General features: G+C 75.6%; 15 protein-coding genes. All 15 read right to left on the reverse strand.

The window, feature by feature from the left end; genetic code table 11:
- Window positions 1-70: 70 nt before the first annotated feature.
- The 15 genes from GA0070622_RS16360 to GA0070622_RS16430 all read right to left on the reverse strand — a co-directional run bounded on the left by GA0070622_RS16360 (window position 71) and on the right by GA0070622_RS16430 (window position 14,189).
- Window positions 71-988, reverse strand: coding sequence for a carbohydrate-binding protein (locus GA0070622_RS16360; RefSeq protein WP_091574094.1), 918 nt, complete (start codon window positions 986-988; stop codon window positions 71-73).
- A complete protein-coding gene (locus GA0070622_RS16365) occupies window positions 985-1,836 on the reverse strand; it encodes a phage tail protein (RefSeq protein ID WP_091574095.1) in 852 nt (283 codons plus the stop codon). Before GA0070622_RS16365 ends, GA0070622_RS16360 begins: the two co-directional genes overlap by 4 nt.
- Window positions 1,817-4,441 carry a putative baseplate assembly protein gene (locus GA0070622_RS16370; protein WP_091574096.1) on the reverse strand — a complete coding sequence of 875 codons (2,625 nt, stop codon included), beginning with the start codon at window positions 4,439-4,441 and terminating at the stop codon, window positions 1,817-1,819. The genes GA0070622_RS16365 and GA0070622_RS16370 overlap by 20 nt, the downstream gene beginning before the upstream one ends.
- On the reverse strand, window positions 4,438-4,887 hold the full coding sequence (locus GA0070622_RS16375; RefSeq protein ID WP_091574097.1) for a GPW/gp25 family protein: 450 nt from the start codon (window positions 4,885-4,887) through the stop codon (window positions 4,438-4,440). Before GA0070622_RS16375 ends, GA0070622_RS16370 begins: the two co-directional genes overlap by 4 nt.
- Window positions 4,884-5,222: a hypothetical protein gene (locus tag GA0070622_RS16380; protein WP_091574098.1), complete on the reverse strand. Its 339-nt coding sequence runs from the start codon at window positions 5,220-5,222 to the stop codon at window positions 4,884-4,886. Before GA0070622_RS16380 ends, GA0070622_RS16375 begins: the two co-directional genes overlap by 4 nt.
- Window positions 5,222-6,793 carry a phage baseplate assembly protein V gene (locus GA0070622_RS16385; protein ID WP_091574099.1) on the reverse strand — a complete coding sequence of 524 codons (1,572 nt, stop codon included), beginning with the start codon at window positions 6,791-6,793 and terminating at the stop codon, window positions 5,222-5,224. The genes GA0070622_RS16380 and GA0070622_RS16385 overlap by 1 nt, the downstream gene beginning before the upstream one ends.
- A 121-nt stretch (window positions 6,794-6,914) precedes the next feature.
- The gene (locus tag GA0070622_RS16390) at window positions 6,915-7,673 is read right to left on the reverse strand and encodes a CIS tube protein (RefSeq protein ID WP_091574100.1); all 759 of its coding nucleotides are present in this window, start codon (window positions 7,671-7,673) and stop codon (window positions 6,915-6,917) included.
- Window positions 7,673-8,074: a hypothetical protein gene (locus tag GA0070622_RS33135; RefSeq protein WP_245666352.1), complete on the reverse strand. Its 402-nt coding sequence runs from the start codon at window positions 8,072-8,074 to the stop codon at window positions 7,673-7,675. The genes GA0070622_RS16390 and GA0070622_RS33135 overlap by 1 nt, the downstream gene beginning before the upstream one ends.
- A 1,162-nt stretch (window positions 8,075-9,236) precedes the next feature.
- Complete coding sequence (locus GA0070622_RS16400) at window positions 9,237-9,719, reverse strand: phage tail protein (RefSeq protein ID WP_091574102.1); 483 nt, start codon at window positions 9,717-9,719, stop codon at window positions 9,237-9,239.
- Between the two features lies 1 nt (window position 9,720).
- Window positions 9,721-10,965, reverse strand: a complete 1,245-nt coding sequence (locus tag GA0070622_RS16405; RefSeq protein ID WP_091574103.1) for a phage tail sheath family protein — start codon at window positions 10,963-10,965, stop codon at window positions 9,721-9,723.
- A 17-nt stretch (window positions 10,966-10,982) separates the two neighbouring features.
- On the reverse strand, window positions 10,983-11,663 hold the full coding sequence (locus tag GA0070622_RS16410; protein ID WP_091574104.1) for a carboxypeptidase-like regulatory domain-containing protein: 681 nt from the start codon (window positions 11,661-11,663) through the stop codon (window positions 10,983-10,985).
- Window positions 11,660-12,268, reverse strand: coding sequence for a glycine zipper family protein (locus tag GA0070622_RS16415; RefSeq protein ID WP_091574105.1), 609 nt, complete (start codon window positions 12,266-12,268; stop codon window positions 11,660-11,662). The genes GA0070622_RS16410 and GA0070622_RS16415 overlap by 4 nt, the downstream gene beginning before the upstream one ends.
- Window positions 12,269-12,282: 14 nt before the next feature.
- Entirely contained in the window at window positions 12,283-12,627 is a 345-nt protein-coding gene (locus GA0070622_RS16420; protein WP_091574106.1) for a hypothetical protein, read from the reverse strand.
- A 143-nt stretch (window positions 12,628-12,770) separates the two neighbouring features.
- On the reverse strand, window positions 12,771-13,571 hold the full coding sequence (locus GA0070622_RS16425; protein ID WP_245666354.1) for an LppM family (lipo)protein: 801 nt from the start codon (window positions 13,569-13,571) through the stop codon (window positions 12,771-12,773).
- Window positions 13,572-13,712: 141 nt separating this feature from the next.
- The gene (locus tag GA0070622_RS16430) at window positions 13,713-14,189 is read right to left on the reverse strand and encodes a nitroreductase/quinone reductase family protein (protein WP_091574108.1); all 477 of its coding nucleotides are present in this window, start codon (window positions 14,187-14,189) and stop codon (window positions 13,713-13,715) included.
- Between the last annotated feature and the right edge of the window lie 125 nt (window positions 14,190-14,314).

Genomic DNA, 14,314 nt, shown 5'->3' on the forward strand with positions numbered 1-14,314 from the left:
ACTCCTCGCGCTCACGGTGCCTTCTCTGTTCGCGACTGCGGGGCTCGCAACACCGGCTCACTCCTCGCGCTCACGGCTGCCCGGCGGGGGTGAAGCGGATCTGGTCCACCCCGGCGAAGTAGCGGTCGGTTCCCTGGGTCTTGCTCACCGCCACCAGCGTCAGCTTGTGCGTCCCCCGGGTCAGCTCCACCGTGCCCACGTCCACCTCGTCGGTGCGGACCACCGTCGGGGTGAACCCGAAGAACGTGTCGCCGACCTGCCGGCCGTCGACCAGCCAAATCGTGTTCGCGTAGTCGAACGAGGTGGTTCGCACGGTGGAGAACCGCCAGGTGCCGTCCGTCGGCAGGTCCACCTGCACGGTCACCCGGTCGCCCACCGCCCGGCCCAGGAAGAACAACTGCGCGTCGCCGGACCAGACCACGTCGCAGCAGTTCTCCTGCGCCACCACCTCCGCCTTCGCGGCGGTGGTCGACTGCACGGCGGCGCCGGCCACGAGCGTCTCCGCCTCCACCGTCACCGCCGCCTGCGGCGGCGGCTCGGTGTCCGGGCCGCGGGTCACCAACCACACCACCACGCCGGTCACCACCAGCAGCAGCACCGCCGCGGCCGCCAGCCACGGCCACGGGGAACGCTTCGGCGGTACGACCGCGCGCACGTCGTACGTCACCCGGCCGCTGGAACGGGAACTCTCCTCCGGGGCGGTGTTCGCCGAGTACGCGAACCCGGTCATGTCGTAGCGCCGCGGCGGCGTGCCGGGCGGCACGGCGAGCCGCACCAGGAACGACACCGAGCCCTGCCCGGGCACCACCCGCTGCGGCTCGGCCACCGTGAACCAGGCGCGCTGGCTGCCCTCGCCGGGCGCGACGTCGAACACCACGGTGTCCGGCGCGGTGCCCGGGTTCGACACGGTGAAGGTCAGCTCCCCGGCGTTGCGGGCGTCCAGGGTGAACTGTTCGGCGGCGGCGACGACGGTCCATTCGGTGGTCATGACGGCTCCTCGGGCGGCTGGTGGGGCGGGGGTGGGGGCACGTGCGCCCGGCCGACCGCGCGCACCGACGCCACCCCGGTCGCGCCGTCCGGGGCGGTCTCGTCGGCCTCCGGACCGGTCGGCACCGGGTCGGCCGGCCCCGGACCGGGCGGGTCGGGGTCCGGCGGCGCGGGGTCGGACGGCGAGGGGTCGGACGGTGCGTGGTCGGACGGTGCGGGGTCGGACGGTGCGGGGTCGGACGGCGCGGGGTCGGACGGCGCGGGGTCGGACGGCGCGGGGTCGGACGGCGCGGGGTCGGTCGGGGGCGGGTCCGTGGGCGGCTCCGGGTCGCCGGGCGGCGCGGCGGTGGCGGCGAGCACCTCGACGGTGACCGCGGCCGGCTTCTCCGCCTCGACGATCCGGGTGACCAGCGCGATGCGGTCCACGGCGGCCGGCGGCACCCGCACCACCAGGTGGAACGGCCGGTCGGCCGGCTCGTCCAGCACGAACCCGGTCACCCCGGTGGCCAGTTCCAGGGCGGTGCGCATCCCGTACGGGGTGCCCCGCCACCGGGCCAGCAGCGCGCCGTGCGCGACCAGGTCCCGCAGCCGGCCCACCGGCAGCGGCAGCGGCGCGTCGACGCGCGGCGCGGCGACCACATGGTCCATCGCCACCCACCGGGTCAGGTACGCCACGAACCCGTCCGGCGTCCGGTACGGCCCGAACAGCGCGTCGACGTCGGCGAGCACCGCCTCGTCCGGGGCGTGCAACGCCTCCATCACGTCCAGCAGCGCGCCCAGCACGCTGCCCGGGCCGGCGGCCCGCTGGTAGGCGGCCGGCAGCAGCCGCTCAATCGCCGTTCGACGCATCCTGCCGCACCACCTCGATGTCGTGCTCGCCGGAGCAGAGCAGCCAGGTGCCGGGAACGGTGACCACGTCGGCGGTGGCCTGGTTGGCGCTGGCCGCCCAGTCCTCGGCGTCGCCGCTGCGGAACACGCCGCGCTCACCGCCGGCCAGGACCAGTCGCCCGGCGCCCGACGGACCGGACGGCGCGGTCGCGGCGATGGCGTCCACCGGCACGAAGCGGGTCCGGTCGCGCAGCGGCAGACCGCAGTTGACCATCACCGACTGCCACTGCGGCTGCCCGGCCAGGGTGTCCAGCCGCACCACGCCGCCGCTCTGCGTGGCCGCCAGCGCCAGCGGGCCGCTGAACGCCAGGTCCCGGCAGGTGCCGCCGATCCAGCCGGCGGCCATCGACTGCCACTTGACGTCCGACTCGAACAGCCGGGTGCGGTGGCAGCCCTGGCCGGGTTTCTTCGGGTCCGGTTCGCCCGCGCCGCACCACAGCAGCGTGGCCGGGCCGTCGTACTGCACGGCGAGGACCCGGTTGTCCACGTTGGCCAGGCCGACGTGGGCGAACGTGCCGGGCCGGCCGGCCGCGGTGGACAGGTAGACGCCGAAGCCGGCCTGCGCGGCCACCGCCACCCCGGGCGCGCCGCGCTCGGAGACGAAGGACCGGACCGCGTAGAAGCCCCGGTCCGCGTCGGCCGGGTCGACCAGGATCTGCAACGGCACCGCGCCGGGCAGCAGCGGCACCTCGTAGAGGCCGGCGTCGGTGGCCAGCAGCAGCGCGCCGGTGCCGTCCCGGTCGATCCAGGCCAGGTCGCGTACGCCCGAGTCGAGGTCGGTGAGCAGCGTCCACGTCTCGCCGAGGTCGGTGCTCAGCCGTACCCGGGAACCGCCGGCGTCGCGGGCGGTCACCACCGCCACCGAGCCGGCCCGGGGCACCACGCCGGGGCGGGCCGGCGCGGGGGCGGGGACCACCCGGACCACTGTCTCGTCGTCGTCGAACCGGCCGGCCGGTTCCCAGCCCGCGCCGGCGTTGGTCGAGCGGAACAGCACCGGGCCGCCGCCGGCGTACCAGGTGTCGGGCTGGTACTGGTCCACCGCGACGGTGCGCACCCGCGCGTCCGGCGCCTCGTCGACCACGAACCGCACCGACTCGACGTAGCGCACGCCCGGCTCGGCGTGCTCCAGCATCCGGTAGACGTTCGAGGCGCGCAGCGGCTCGCCGAACGCCCACCCGGTCGGGTTCAGCGGCGTGGGCAGCGGGCTCAGCGTCTGGTGCAGCCGGTCGTGGATGCGGCGGCGGACCGCGTCGACGTCCTCCTCGCGGCGCACCACCACCCGGGCCCGGATGGAGACCGCCTTGTAGCGCGCCCAACTCGCGCGCACCGCCGTACCCAGGGCGCGCCGCCGCTCCAGGTCGGCCTCGACCCGGCGGCGGGCCTCCTCCACCTCGTGCTCGCGCAGCACCGCGACCGGCAGCCGGCCACCGGGCCGGGCCTGATCCGGCACGTACGGCACCAGCACCACCTCGACCTCGCCGGGGCGGGCGAAGCTGTAGACGGCGGCGCGGGTGAACGCCCGGGCCCGCGCCACCGCGCCCGACCCGGCGGCCAGGATCTCGAAGTCCCGGGCAGTGACCGCGCGCTGCTGGGCGAAGAACTCGTACGGCCCCCGCGCCAGCACCGACTCCAGCGACTCCAGCTCCCGGCCGCCGGTGGCCGGCTCCGGGTTGTCCACCCTCACCCCGGGCAGCGGGTCGCGCAGGCTGGTGAGCACGCCCGCCGCGACGTTGCCGGCCGGCCCGCCGCCGCACCGGTACCAGAGCCGCACCTGCCGTCCGGCCGGCGGCACCGCCGCCACCGTGGTCACCCCGGCCGCCCCCTCGACGGCCGGGGCGCCCCCGTCCGGGCGCAGGTCCAGTGCCGGGGCGAAGGTGAGCACCCCGGCCGCCCGGTCGACCAGGTAGACCTTCGCCTGCGGGCCGAGACCGGCGAAGCTGTCCACCGGCCGCCAGATCTCGTACGTGCGCCCCTCGTGCTCCCGGGCGGCGGCGCCCAGTTCCACCGAACCGGTCGGCACCTCCACGCCGAGCAGCAGGTCCAGCGTCTCCGTGGTGCGGGTCAGCGGGGCGCGGGCGGCCCGCAACACCTGACCGGGCTGGCCGGTGCCGGTGCCCAGCAGCTCCGCCTCGACCGGTTCGCAGTGGTGCACCCGTACCGTCACCGTGGTCTCGCCGGCGGGCAGCACCGCCGGTTCGGTGGTCACGAAGACGACCGGCCGGGGGTCCGCGCCCCGGGCGGCGGCGACCCGGGTGCCGGCCGGCACCCGGACCGCGCCGCGGTCCGCGCCGGTGCGGGTGAAGCGCACGTCCGCCCAGGCCGCCGCCGGTGGGTGCCGGCTCACGCCGAGCAGGTTCAGGAACGCCACGTACGCCTTCTCCGGCAACTGGTTCAGCCGGTAGATCATCACCTCGGTCAGGTAGGCGAACGCCTCCAGCAGCGCCACGCCCGGGTCGTGCGCGGACAGGTCGGTCCAGTCCGGGCAGGACCGGCGGATCCGTTCCCGGGCCTCGGTGACCAGGTCGAGGAAGGCGCGGTCGTCCAGGTGCGGCACCGGCAGCGTCATGGCGTGCCCTCCTCGTCAGGGGTGTCGCCGGGTTGCTCGTCGGCGGGGAGCAGGTCCACGGAGAACACGAGCTGGCCGGGGGAGAGGCTGGCCCGCACCCGGTAGTCCAGCCGGATCACCAGGCGCCACGGGTCGTCCGGGTCCGGTCCGGCGTCCACGTCGAGCACCTCCACCCGGGGCTCCCACCGCCGGATCGCCTGCCGCACGTAGTGGATGGCCAGCCCGGCGGTGGTGTCGTCGTTCGGCGCGAAGACCAGGCGGTGCAGCCGGGAGCCGTAGCCGGGACGCATCAGCCGCTCGCCGGGTGTGGTGGACAGCAGCAGGTACAGCGCCTGGCGTACCGTCTCGTCGCCCTCGGTCATGGCGAGGCCGCCGGCGGCGGTCAGCGCCAGGCCGCCGGCGCGACCCGCGTCGAAGCCGGCGCCGACGAAGCGGAAGGCCCTCATGCGTCCGCCCCCAGGAACGCCTGCCGCGGGTCGCGGACCTGGTGGTGCACGGTGCCCGGCGGGGTGCCGTCGGTGAGGCCGTCCAGGTGCGACAGCACCACCGGCTGGCGGTCCACCCGCAGCCAGGTGCTGTATCCCTTGGTGACGGTCTTGGTGTGCAGGCACGGTTTGATCGTCGGGCCGTAGTTCGGGCAGGCGGTGATGTCGCGCTCCTCCGGGTCGGGTCGCACCAGCACCGGGACACCCCGCACGGTGACCCAGTGCTGCGACGGGCGGTTCGCCACCCGCCCGTCGTGTCCGCAGGTGATCAGCGAGTCGCGGTGGATCCAGCGCATCAGCCACCTCCGTGGGCGCGGGCGAGCGTACGGGCCTGGGCGGCGGCGGTCTCGGCGTCCTCCGCCGTCGGGGCGTGCAGGAAGTCCACGGTGCGGGCGCGCACCACCATGGCCCGTCCGGGCGCGGAGAGCACCAGGTCCCCGGCGGCGTGCACCGTGGTCAGCTCGGGGCGCAGCTCGACGAAGCTGCCGGCGTCGGTGGCCAGCCGCAGCGTGCGCCCGTCGTCGTCGATCACGATCGACTGGCCGGTACCGGTCCGCATCGACCAGCGGCGGGACCGCCCGGAGACGATCCCCGTGTCGTACGGCTCGATCGCGCCGAACAGCGAGCCGAGCACCACGCCCGAGGCCGGCTCGCCCCCGGGCAGGGCCACCAGCACGGTGTCCTCCGGGTCGGGCAGCGCGACGATCCCCTTGCCCCGGCCCGCGCCCGGGCAGAGCACGGCGAGCCAGCCGGCGTCCAGGTCCCCGTACGCGGGCAGCGTCACCCGGGCCCGGCCCAGCCCGTCCGGGTCGTCCACGTCGGTGACCGTGCCGAGGGTGACCGTGGCCGGGGGCGGCGCGGCGGCCGAGGACGGGTCGGGCGGGACGGTGGAGAACCGGGTCAGGTGTCCGTCCGCGTCCACGGTGTGCACCACCTCGGTCAGCACGTACACGCCGGCGACCGGCTCGGGCACGCCGGCCAGCGCGATCCGTCGACCCGGCCGCAGCGCGGGATCACCCTCGGCCGTGCCCTCGGCGGTGACCAGCGCGGCGACCCGGGCGTCCAGCCCGGCCTGGGCCAGCGCGGCCAGCTCGTCGTCGCTGCGCCCGGGCTGGTCCACCGCCGTGCGTACCCCGTCCGCGCCCACGTCGCCCGGATCCGGGCGCAGCGGGATGCGCCGTCCGCTGCGGGCCTCGCCGGCCCGCTGCGCCAGCGGCTCGGCGCGTTGCGGGTGCCAGCCCAGCGCGGCGCACTCGCGGCCCGCGCGGTCCAGGTTCTCGGTGACCCGCAGCGCGTGCACGCTCTCGCCGAGCGTCAGCGCGACCGGGTCCCCGTAGCCGTCGAGGGTGAACAGCCGCAACCGGTCGCCGTCCACGGCCAGCCGCAGCCCGGCCCGACCGGCCACCTCGCGCAGCAGCTCGAGGTCGGTGTGCCGGTGCTGGAGCAGCCGGTCCAGGCGCGGCCCGTCGTCCTCGGCGGCCACACTCAGCCCCAGCCCGGCGCACAGCTCCCCGGCCAGCTCGGCGGCGGTCACCGACTCGAACACCCGCAGCTCCTGGCGCTTGCGCAGCCGATGCAGCGGGTCGTACGCCCGGATCCGGAGCAGCGCGGCGCCGTCGCCGGCGTACTCCACCTCCACGGCGGTCACCTCGCCGGCGAACAGGGTCTCCGGTTGCCCGTCCAGGCGGACGTCGACGGCGGCGCCGGGGCGTACCGGCGGGTCCAGGGCGCCCGCGCCGGGGGCGGTGGCCAGGGCCAGCTCACACTGGGTCGGCTGGTCCAGCCGGGCGGCCACCCGGATGCCGCGCAGCCGGACCGGGTCGGCCAGCGGCCGACCGTCGACGGTCACCGCCGCGGCCCGGATCACGGCCGGCCCGCTCTCGGCGTGCGGGGCTGCGGTCGCCGGTCGGCGTGCCTCTCGTCCGCGGCGCGCAGGGTGACCGGGCCGAGGGTGGCGCCGGCCCGTGTCGGGGCGGGTGGTGGTGTGGTCACGGGGCGCCTCCGGTGGTGGTGGCGTCGGGTGGTGGGCCGGCGACGCCGGTCGCCGGCACCGCCAGCGCGGTGCCGGCCGGCACCGCGAGCGGGTCGGTGATCCGGTTGTGCTCGGCGAGCAGCCGCCAGCGCAGCGGCGAGCCCAGCGCGTCGTGGGCCAGCAGGTCGAAGCGCACCCCGGACCAGCCCGGCTCGGCCGCGCCGTCGGCGGCGGCGACCACCGCCGACCCGGGCGCCACGGTCGGCGTGCTCGCCGCAGCCAGTTCCTCCTCGAAGCCGGCGCGGGCCGCGTCGGCGGTCTCCGCCACCCGCACCAGGCGCAGGCGCAGCCAGGAGCGCCGCGGTGTGCCGGTGAGGGTGAACGCGTCGAAGCGCTCCGCGATCGCCGTGATCACGCCGGGCACGTTCCAGGTCTTGCCCCAGACCAGCCGGACCAGCGGCGGGCGCGGCCAGCCGTGCTCGACGGTCGAGTTCTCCGCCAGCATCCACAGCGGACGGGTCAGCGCGCGCACGTCGGCCGGGCGGGTCGGTGACTCCACGAAGTCGATGTCGAAGAGCAGGTCCAGCACCAGCTCGGTCCGACCGCCGCCGGTGAAGACCAGTGGATCGTCGGCCCGGCCGGCGCCGACGAGCGGCCCGTCGGGGCCGCCGCGCGGGCGTACCCCGGCCAGCCGGGTCACCTGCACGGTCTCCGGGTTGAGCAGGCAGTCGACCCGGGTTCCGGACTCGTCCACGAGGAAGGCGACGCGCTCCATCAGCCACCCGCCTGTTCCCGGTCCAGCCGGGCCGTGTCGCCCCACGGCACGGCCCGCGTCACCGGGGTCCACCGCACCGGCTCGCCCGGCAGCGCCGGCCACGGATCCGCGTGCGCCGCGCCGCCCTCGGTCGCCCGGCCCGCGCCGGTCGGCGCCGGGGCAGTGGTGCGGATCGGCTCTGCGTCGGTCGGCAGGGCGGGCCAGGGGCCGGCGGACGCGGGGCGGGCGGGTCGCTGCCCCGGTCGCGCCGGGAACTCGCCGCCGGGTGCCGCGTCGTGTGCGTCCGGGTACGGCGAGCCCGTGACCTGCCCTGGGTGATGGCCGGCGGACTCGGCGAGAACACGCCGGCCGTCGCGGGTGGCCGGTGCCGGCCGCAGCGCCGGTAGCGCGGCAGCGGTCACGAACGGGTGTCCGTCCCCCCGGCTGGGCGGGAGGTCTGCACCGGCGACGTCACCCGGGTGCGGTCCGCGGCCCTGGTTGGCCGGCGCGAGGTCCTCGCGGTCGGACCGTCGGGCGGGTGACGATGTCCGCTCCGGTCCGCGCAACGGCCTACCGCCGCGCGACACGACAACGCCGGCTGCGTCGACCATGCGTGCCGAACCGACCGTGCCGGTCGTGGCCGCCGAGCCCGCGTAGCCATCCGGTCCGGTTGCGCCGGTCGCACCGGTCGCACCGGCTGCACGGGTCCCGCCGGTCGCGCCCGCGCCGCCGGCTGTGTGCGCCGTGCCGGCGATGCGCGGCGTTCTCTTCGGGCCGCCTGACCCGGGCACCGACCGGTACACCGGCGCGATGGAAGGCGCCGCGGGATCGCCCGGCCGCTCGTCACCGCCACCGCGGAGCCCGGTACCCCCCGCCGAACATCCCGTCCCGGCCGGTTCGTTCCCCACCACCGCCCAGGTGGACGCCGATCCCGGCCGCGGCGATCCCGTGTCGGGTGGTGCCGTGCCCCGTTGCGCCGGCCCGCCGTCGACCCCCGTCTCCGGCCCACCGATGGGGCCCGCCGGTGCGGCACCCCGTCCACCGATGTCCTCCCGTGCCCGGCCCTCGCGCCGACCCGTCCCGCCGCAGTCGGCACACACCCCCGACGACGCGGACCTCCCACCACCCGAGACCCCTGTCTCGCCGTCCGGGAGCTGTGGGAGATCTTGGTAGGAAACGGCCCCTCCAGGGGCCTTTTCGTACCAAGATCTCGACGGATCGGGAGCGAGGGAGCGCTGCCGGGATCGGGGCAGGCCGCGCCACAGTGCCTTCCAGCTCCGCCGCAGCCGACTCGCCCGAGCCCGTCGCGCCGGAAACCGGTCCGCGTTGCCGCGGGCAGACCGGTCCGCGTCTCCGCTCACCGGCCGACCGGCACGGGAGGAGGCGCCGGTCGGATCGGCGAGAGGTGCGTGCTCGACCCGGGGCGGGGGAAGGTCGCGCAGCAGGCCGGGCGCGTGCGCCGCCACCAGACGCCGCCAGTGCTCGGGCGGCTGGCCGGGCGGGGGCGGCACGTCCTCCGGTGACGACGGTGAGCCCGGCCCGGACAGGCGGTCGGCGGCGGCCCGCAGCGCGCGGGCCAGCCGGTCACGCGGTCGTCGGGGCGGCGGCACCGCCGGCCTCCAGCTCCAGCCCCTCGTACGCCAGGGTGAGCGCCTCGATGGCGATCTCCTGCGACAGGGTGTTGAGGTGCGCGCCCCGCCACCGGGTCGGCCAGGCGTTGATCATGTTCCAGCGCAGCACCTCGGCGGTGCCCGCCGGGTCGAGCAGCACCACCGAGACGTTGCGCCGGTTGACCGTTCCCTTCGCCGCCGCGTTCACCCAGTCCCACAGCTCGCGTGAACTGGTCAGGCCGAAGTGGAGGGTCACCGGGGCGTACTCGACCTGACCCGGCACGGCCCGGATGCGCTCGTTGCCGGCCTCCCGGTACGACAGCGCCGGTATCGCCACCTCGAAGCCGCTGACCTCGGTGAAGTGCCCGTTGGTGATGCCGTTGATGAGCAGCTTGAAGTGGTACGCGCGGTACGGGTCGACGGGTGCGCCCGGCTGCGGCGTTGCCGTGGTGGGCATGTCAGCCTCCGATCGTCTCGGTCTCGGTGCCGCCGGCCCACTGGCTCAGCTTGAACACCACGAACTCCGCGGGCTTGACCACCGCGATGCCGATGTGCGCCACCACCATCCCGGCGTCGCGGACGTCGGCCGGGTTGGTCTCCTCGTCGCACTTGACGAAGAACGCCTCCTCGGGGGTGCGGCCGAGCAGCGCGCCGTCGCGCCACACCCGGGTGAGGAACGCGCCGATGTCGCGCCGGATCGAGCGCCACAGCGTGAAGTCGTTCGGCTCGAACACCATCCACCGGGTGCCGTTGGCGATCGCCTGCTCGATGGAGATGGAGAGCCGCCGCACGTTCAGGTAGCGCCACTCGCTGGCCTCGGCGGCGAGCGTGCGCGCGCCCCAGAGCCGGATGCCCTCGCCGGCGAAGAACCGGATCACGTTGACGCCCTTGGGGTTGAGCACGTCGTGCTCCGGCCGGGTGACCCGGTACGCCAGGTCGACCGCGCCGCGTACCGGCTCGTTCGCCGGGGCCTTGTGCACGCCGCGCAGCGCGTCGGTGCGGGCCCAGATGCCGGCCACGTGCCCGCTGGGCGGGGTGAGGACGAGGTCGCCGCTGAGCGGGTCGCGGACCCGGATCCAGGGGAAGTAGAACGTGGCGAAGTCCGACTGCCGGGGCCGGTCGCCGCCGGTGCCGGGCGGCTCGTCGTCGCCGTCCTTCGGCGGGTCCTCGGCGGGCTTGCCGGCAGACGGCTCGGCCGGCTTGGCGGGCTTGCCGGGGGTGGCGACCCGGGTGAGTCGGGAGACGTCGGCCACCTCGGGCGGCGGGTCGCAGATCGCCACCATGGTGCGCAGCCGCTCGGCCATGCTGATCAGGGCCTCGTGCGAGACCGGGTCGTGGTAGCCGGGGGCGGCCAGGATGGAGATCTCGTCGATCGCCTCCAGCAGTTGCAGGCCGCCGCGCCGCCCGCCGGTGCCGGTGAGCTGGCCGCCCTCGCCGACGTTGACCACCCAGCAGCGGGTGCCGCCGTTGTCCAGGAAGCCGAACACGGCCCGGGCCAGCGGGGTGCTCTCCAGGTGCTCGCCGTCGGCGTACAGGCGCAGGAACTCGGTCCAGCTGTTCACCGCCAGCGCCCGGCCGACGTGGGCGCCACGGTTGGGCGCCACCCCGACGAACGCGGCGGTGCTCATGCCGACCGGGCCGATCGGGCGGGCCCCGCCGGGCACCTCCTCGACGTAGATGCCGGGGGAGAAGTAGGTGGGCATCGGTCCTCCTCGGGACGTCAGTCGGGGGCGCTGACGACGACCAGGTCGTCGCCGTTCGGGTCGAGTTCGGCGGTGTGGACGCGCCCCCGGCCGATCAGCCGGATCCGCACCGGAGCGTCCGGGGCGTCGGGGTCGAGCGGCACGCCGACCAGCCGGAACCGGCCGGCGGCGTCGGTCTCGGTGGCCTGGGCGGTGCCGACCAGCTCCACCCGCAGGGCGGCCAGCGGCTGGTCCTGCGGCCCGACCACCCGGCCGGCCACGGTGCGCATGTCGAGCTGCCGCAGCCGCAGCGGCTGCCGCACCGGCGGCGCGGTGGGCGCCGGCCGGTCGATCCGGGCCGGTACGTCGAGCAGCAGCGCCGGCCGGGGCGCCACACCGAGCGCCCGCCACAGCGCCGGGTCGCCGGCGGCCAGCACCAGCTCCGGCCGCCCGGCCGCGGTGGCTGCGGCGAGCACCCGGTCCAGCGCCGGCAGCGCCGCCGGCCCGCCGCCGCTGACCAGCAGCCGGACCACGAACCGGTACGGCTCGCGGGCCGCGCCGCCGGTCGCGGTCTGCCGGGCCGGCCGCAGCTCCAGCGGCCAGACCGTGAGGCCGCCGTCCGGGTCGTCGCGCGGCGGGCCGACCGGGACGGGCGCGCCCGCCGTCCCGGTCAGCCAGGCCGCGACGTCCGCGACGGCCGCCTCGATCGCACCGGTCATCGCGGCGGCGTCCCCTGGATCCGGTACGCGATGGCCTCGTTCCAGACGTGCGGGTAGACGCCGATCTCGAAGTAGCGGGTGAAGCGGTTGATCGGCGCGTTGGTGTGGTCGTGCCAGAGCAGCCACACCGGGGCGATGGTGAACAGCGCGTAGTTGAGCGCGACCAGCGGCAGGTAGAGCGGGCCGAGCAGCCGGGCCTGGAACACGTGCACGTCCTCGTGCCGCTGGATGCCCGGGCTGGACCCGGCGCAGACCGTGCCGATCGTGGTGGCGTACCGGGGGGAGACGCCCTCGACCACGTTGACCCGGCCGCTGGCGGCCGAGACGACCCGGTCGAGCTGGTGGCCGAAGACCAGGTGCAGGGCCAGGTAGAGCGCGCCGGCGAACGTGTTGAGCAGGCTCCAGGTGTGGTCGACCACGAAGAGGAAGATCCCCTTCGGGTCGGCGCCGTACGTGCCGGCGGAGGCGACCGCCCAGCCGAAGGGCGCGCCGACGAGCAGCCCGACGACCGCGCCGACCAGCAGGCCGACGGTGCCGGCGGCGGCCTGCCCGAGCACGGCGCCGAAGACGATCTGGACGGCGGCGCTGATGATGCCGAAGACCATGGGGGTCACCTCTCTCAGACCCAGGAGCGGACGAAGCGGGGCTCGTGCCCCTGGGCGAGCTGGGTCGGCGACGCCTGTGTCGCCTGCCGGTTGCCCGGGGGCAGCTGGTTGATGCCGAGCGCGGCGGAGAAGATGACCAGGCCGTTGAAGAAGGCGATGATCCACTTCTCCGGTCCGGCGTCGGCGGCGAACGCGGCGGTCAGGTAGGACAGCAGGAGCGCGAAGCCCAACGCGATCCACTTGCGCGCCTTGTCGCCGCTCGGTCCGATCAGGCCGCCGATGACGTTGGTGGCGAGCAGGGTGGCGGCGCTGGCGCCGGTGAGACTGCCCAGGGCGGCCCAGGTGAAGAGATCGTTCACGGCGATCCCCCTTTTCGATCGTGCGGTGGTGCGGTCGGGGTGGGATGGTGCGGCGGTCCGTGGCGTCGCCACGGTCGCGCCCGGGTCGGCGGTGGGGGACCGGCGAGGCCTCGCCGGTGGTGGGAGGGCCGCTGCGGCGGGACTCAGGCGGGTGGGCCGGTGGGAGGCGTCGGCGCTGCCGGGGCCGCGGGTGCGGGCGTGGCGGCGACCGGTGCGGGGGCGGCGCCGCCGCGGGAGCGACGTCGCAGCAGGACGACGACCGCCACCGCGACCAGGAGCAGCAGCACCACCACGCCGCCGATGACCAGCAGCCAGGGAAAGGAGCCGCCGGTGACCGCGGCGACGGCCGCGCTGGTGGTGGGCGCGGGTGGCGCCTCGGCGACGGCGCGCAGCTCGGCCGGCTTGGGCTGGTTGGCGACGACCTTCCAGCTCACCGAACGCCCGTTGATCGCGCCGTTCGTGTCGAGCACCCGGCCGGGGAACGTCACGGATATCTCGAACGACATCAGCGTCATGAACGCCTGCTGGTTGCGCGGATCCTGCTCGGCCACCTTTCCGCCGTATTTCTTCGGATCCAGCGGCAGCGAGAAGCGGTAGAGATCGCCGTCGCGGACAAGATTCACACTTTCGCTGGTGAATTGCGACAGCGGTGTTTTCCGGTACGCGATCTGAATGCCGTAGTAGGTGGCGTCCTCGTACCGGCTCTCGGTGCCGGCGGGAAGCGTGGGAATGTTCTGCCGCAGTTCGGCGAAGGCCGCCGCGACGTCCGGGTTCCGCTGCTTGAGCACGGACTTCTGGGCGGTCAGCAGGAGCTGGCCGGAGACCGTGTCGTCGGTGTTCACGGTCAGCCCGAGGTTGAGCTGCATGCAGCCGCTCAGTGTCGCCACGAGGGCGAGACACACCGCGAGGCGGAATGCCCGGCTGCGGCGGAGTCTCGTATTCATGCGCCCAGTGTGGGCGGTCGCGTCACGGCCGGCAGTCAGCGATCAGCCAGCGCTTTGTCGCCGATCTTACCGGCCGGCTCTCCCATTCGGACGACCCCGGATTCCCCGGCGATCGATATTCTGGAAGGTTGTTCGCGAATATCATTCCGCCGCGATGATCCGAAAGACCGGGAGGTCGGCGGCGACCCGGGTGAAGTCGGCGAGCGGGGCGTCGCGGTCCACCGGGACGTGCGGACGCGCGCCGGGGGCCAGCGCCAGGTGGCGGCGCAGGATCGGCGGCCGCTGCGCCACCGGCACCTCGACCAGCCGCACCGGTTCCCGGCGGCCCCGTCGCAGCACCGCGCGTCCGCCGGCGGCGCGGACGTTGGCCACCCAGTTGACCCGTTCGCCCAGCATGGACACCAGGTAGCGCTCGCCCTCGTGGTCGGCGACCACGAGCGGCACGGCGACGGTCCGGCCGGTGCGCCGGCCCGGCACCTCCAGGGTGACCCAGTTCCGCGGACCCAGGCCGGCGGCGTACTGCGCCGCGGTCAGGGCGTTCATCGCCCGGGCGAGCCGGTTCGGCCGGCCACCCCGGTACATCCACCTCAGCTGTCGGTGCCACGGCCCCGTACCCATCGGGATCTCCCTCCGTCCCCTCCATTACGGACCCGGCCGGGTGGCGCCGGCCAGGGTCGTCCGGCCCCGGTTGCCGGGCCCTTTACCGGATTGAAATCGACTGTTATCTTTCCGGCAAAACTTGC

The organism is Micromonospora sediminicola (genome assembly GCF_900089585.1).
Classification (GTDB): domain Bacteria; phylum Actinomycetota; class Actinomycetes; order Mycobacteriales; family Micromonosporaceae; genus Micromonospora; species Micromonospora sediminicola.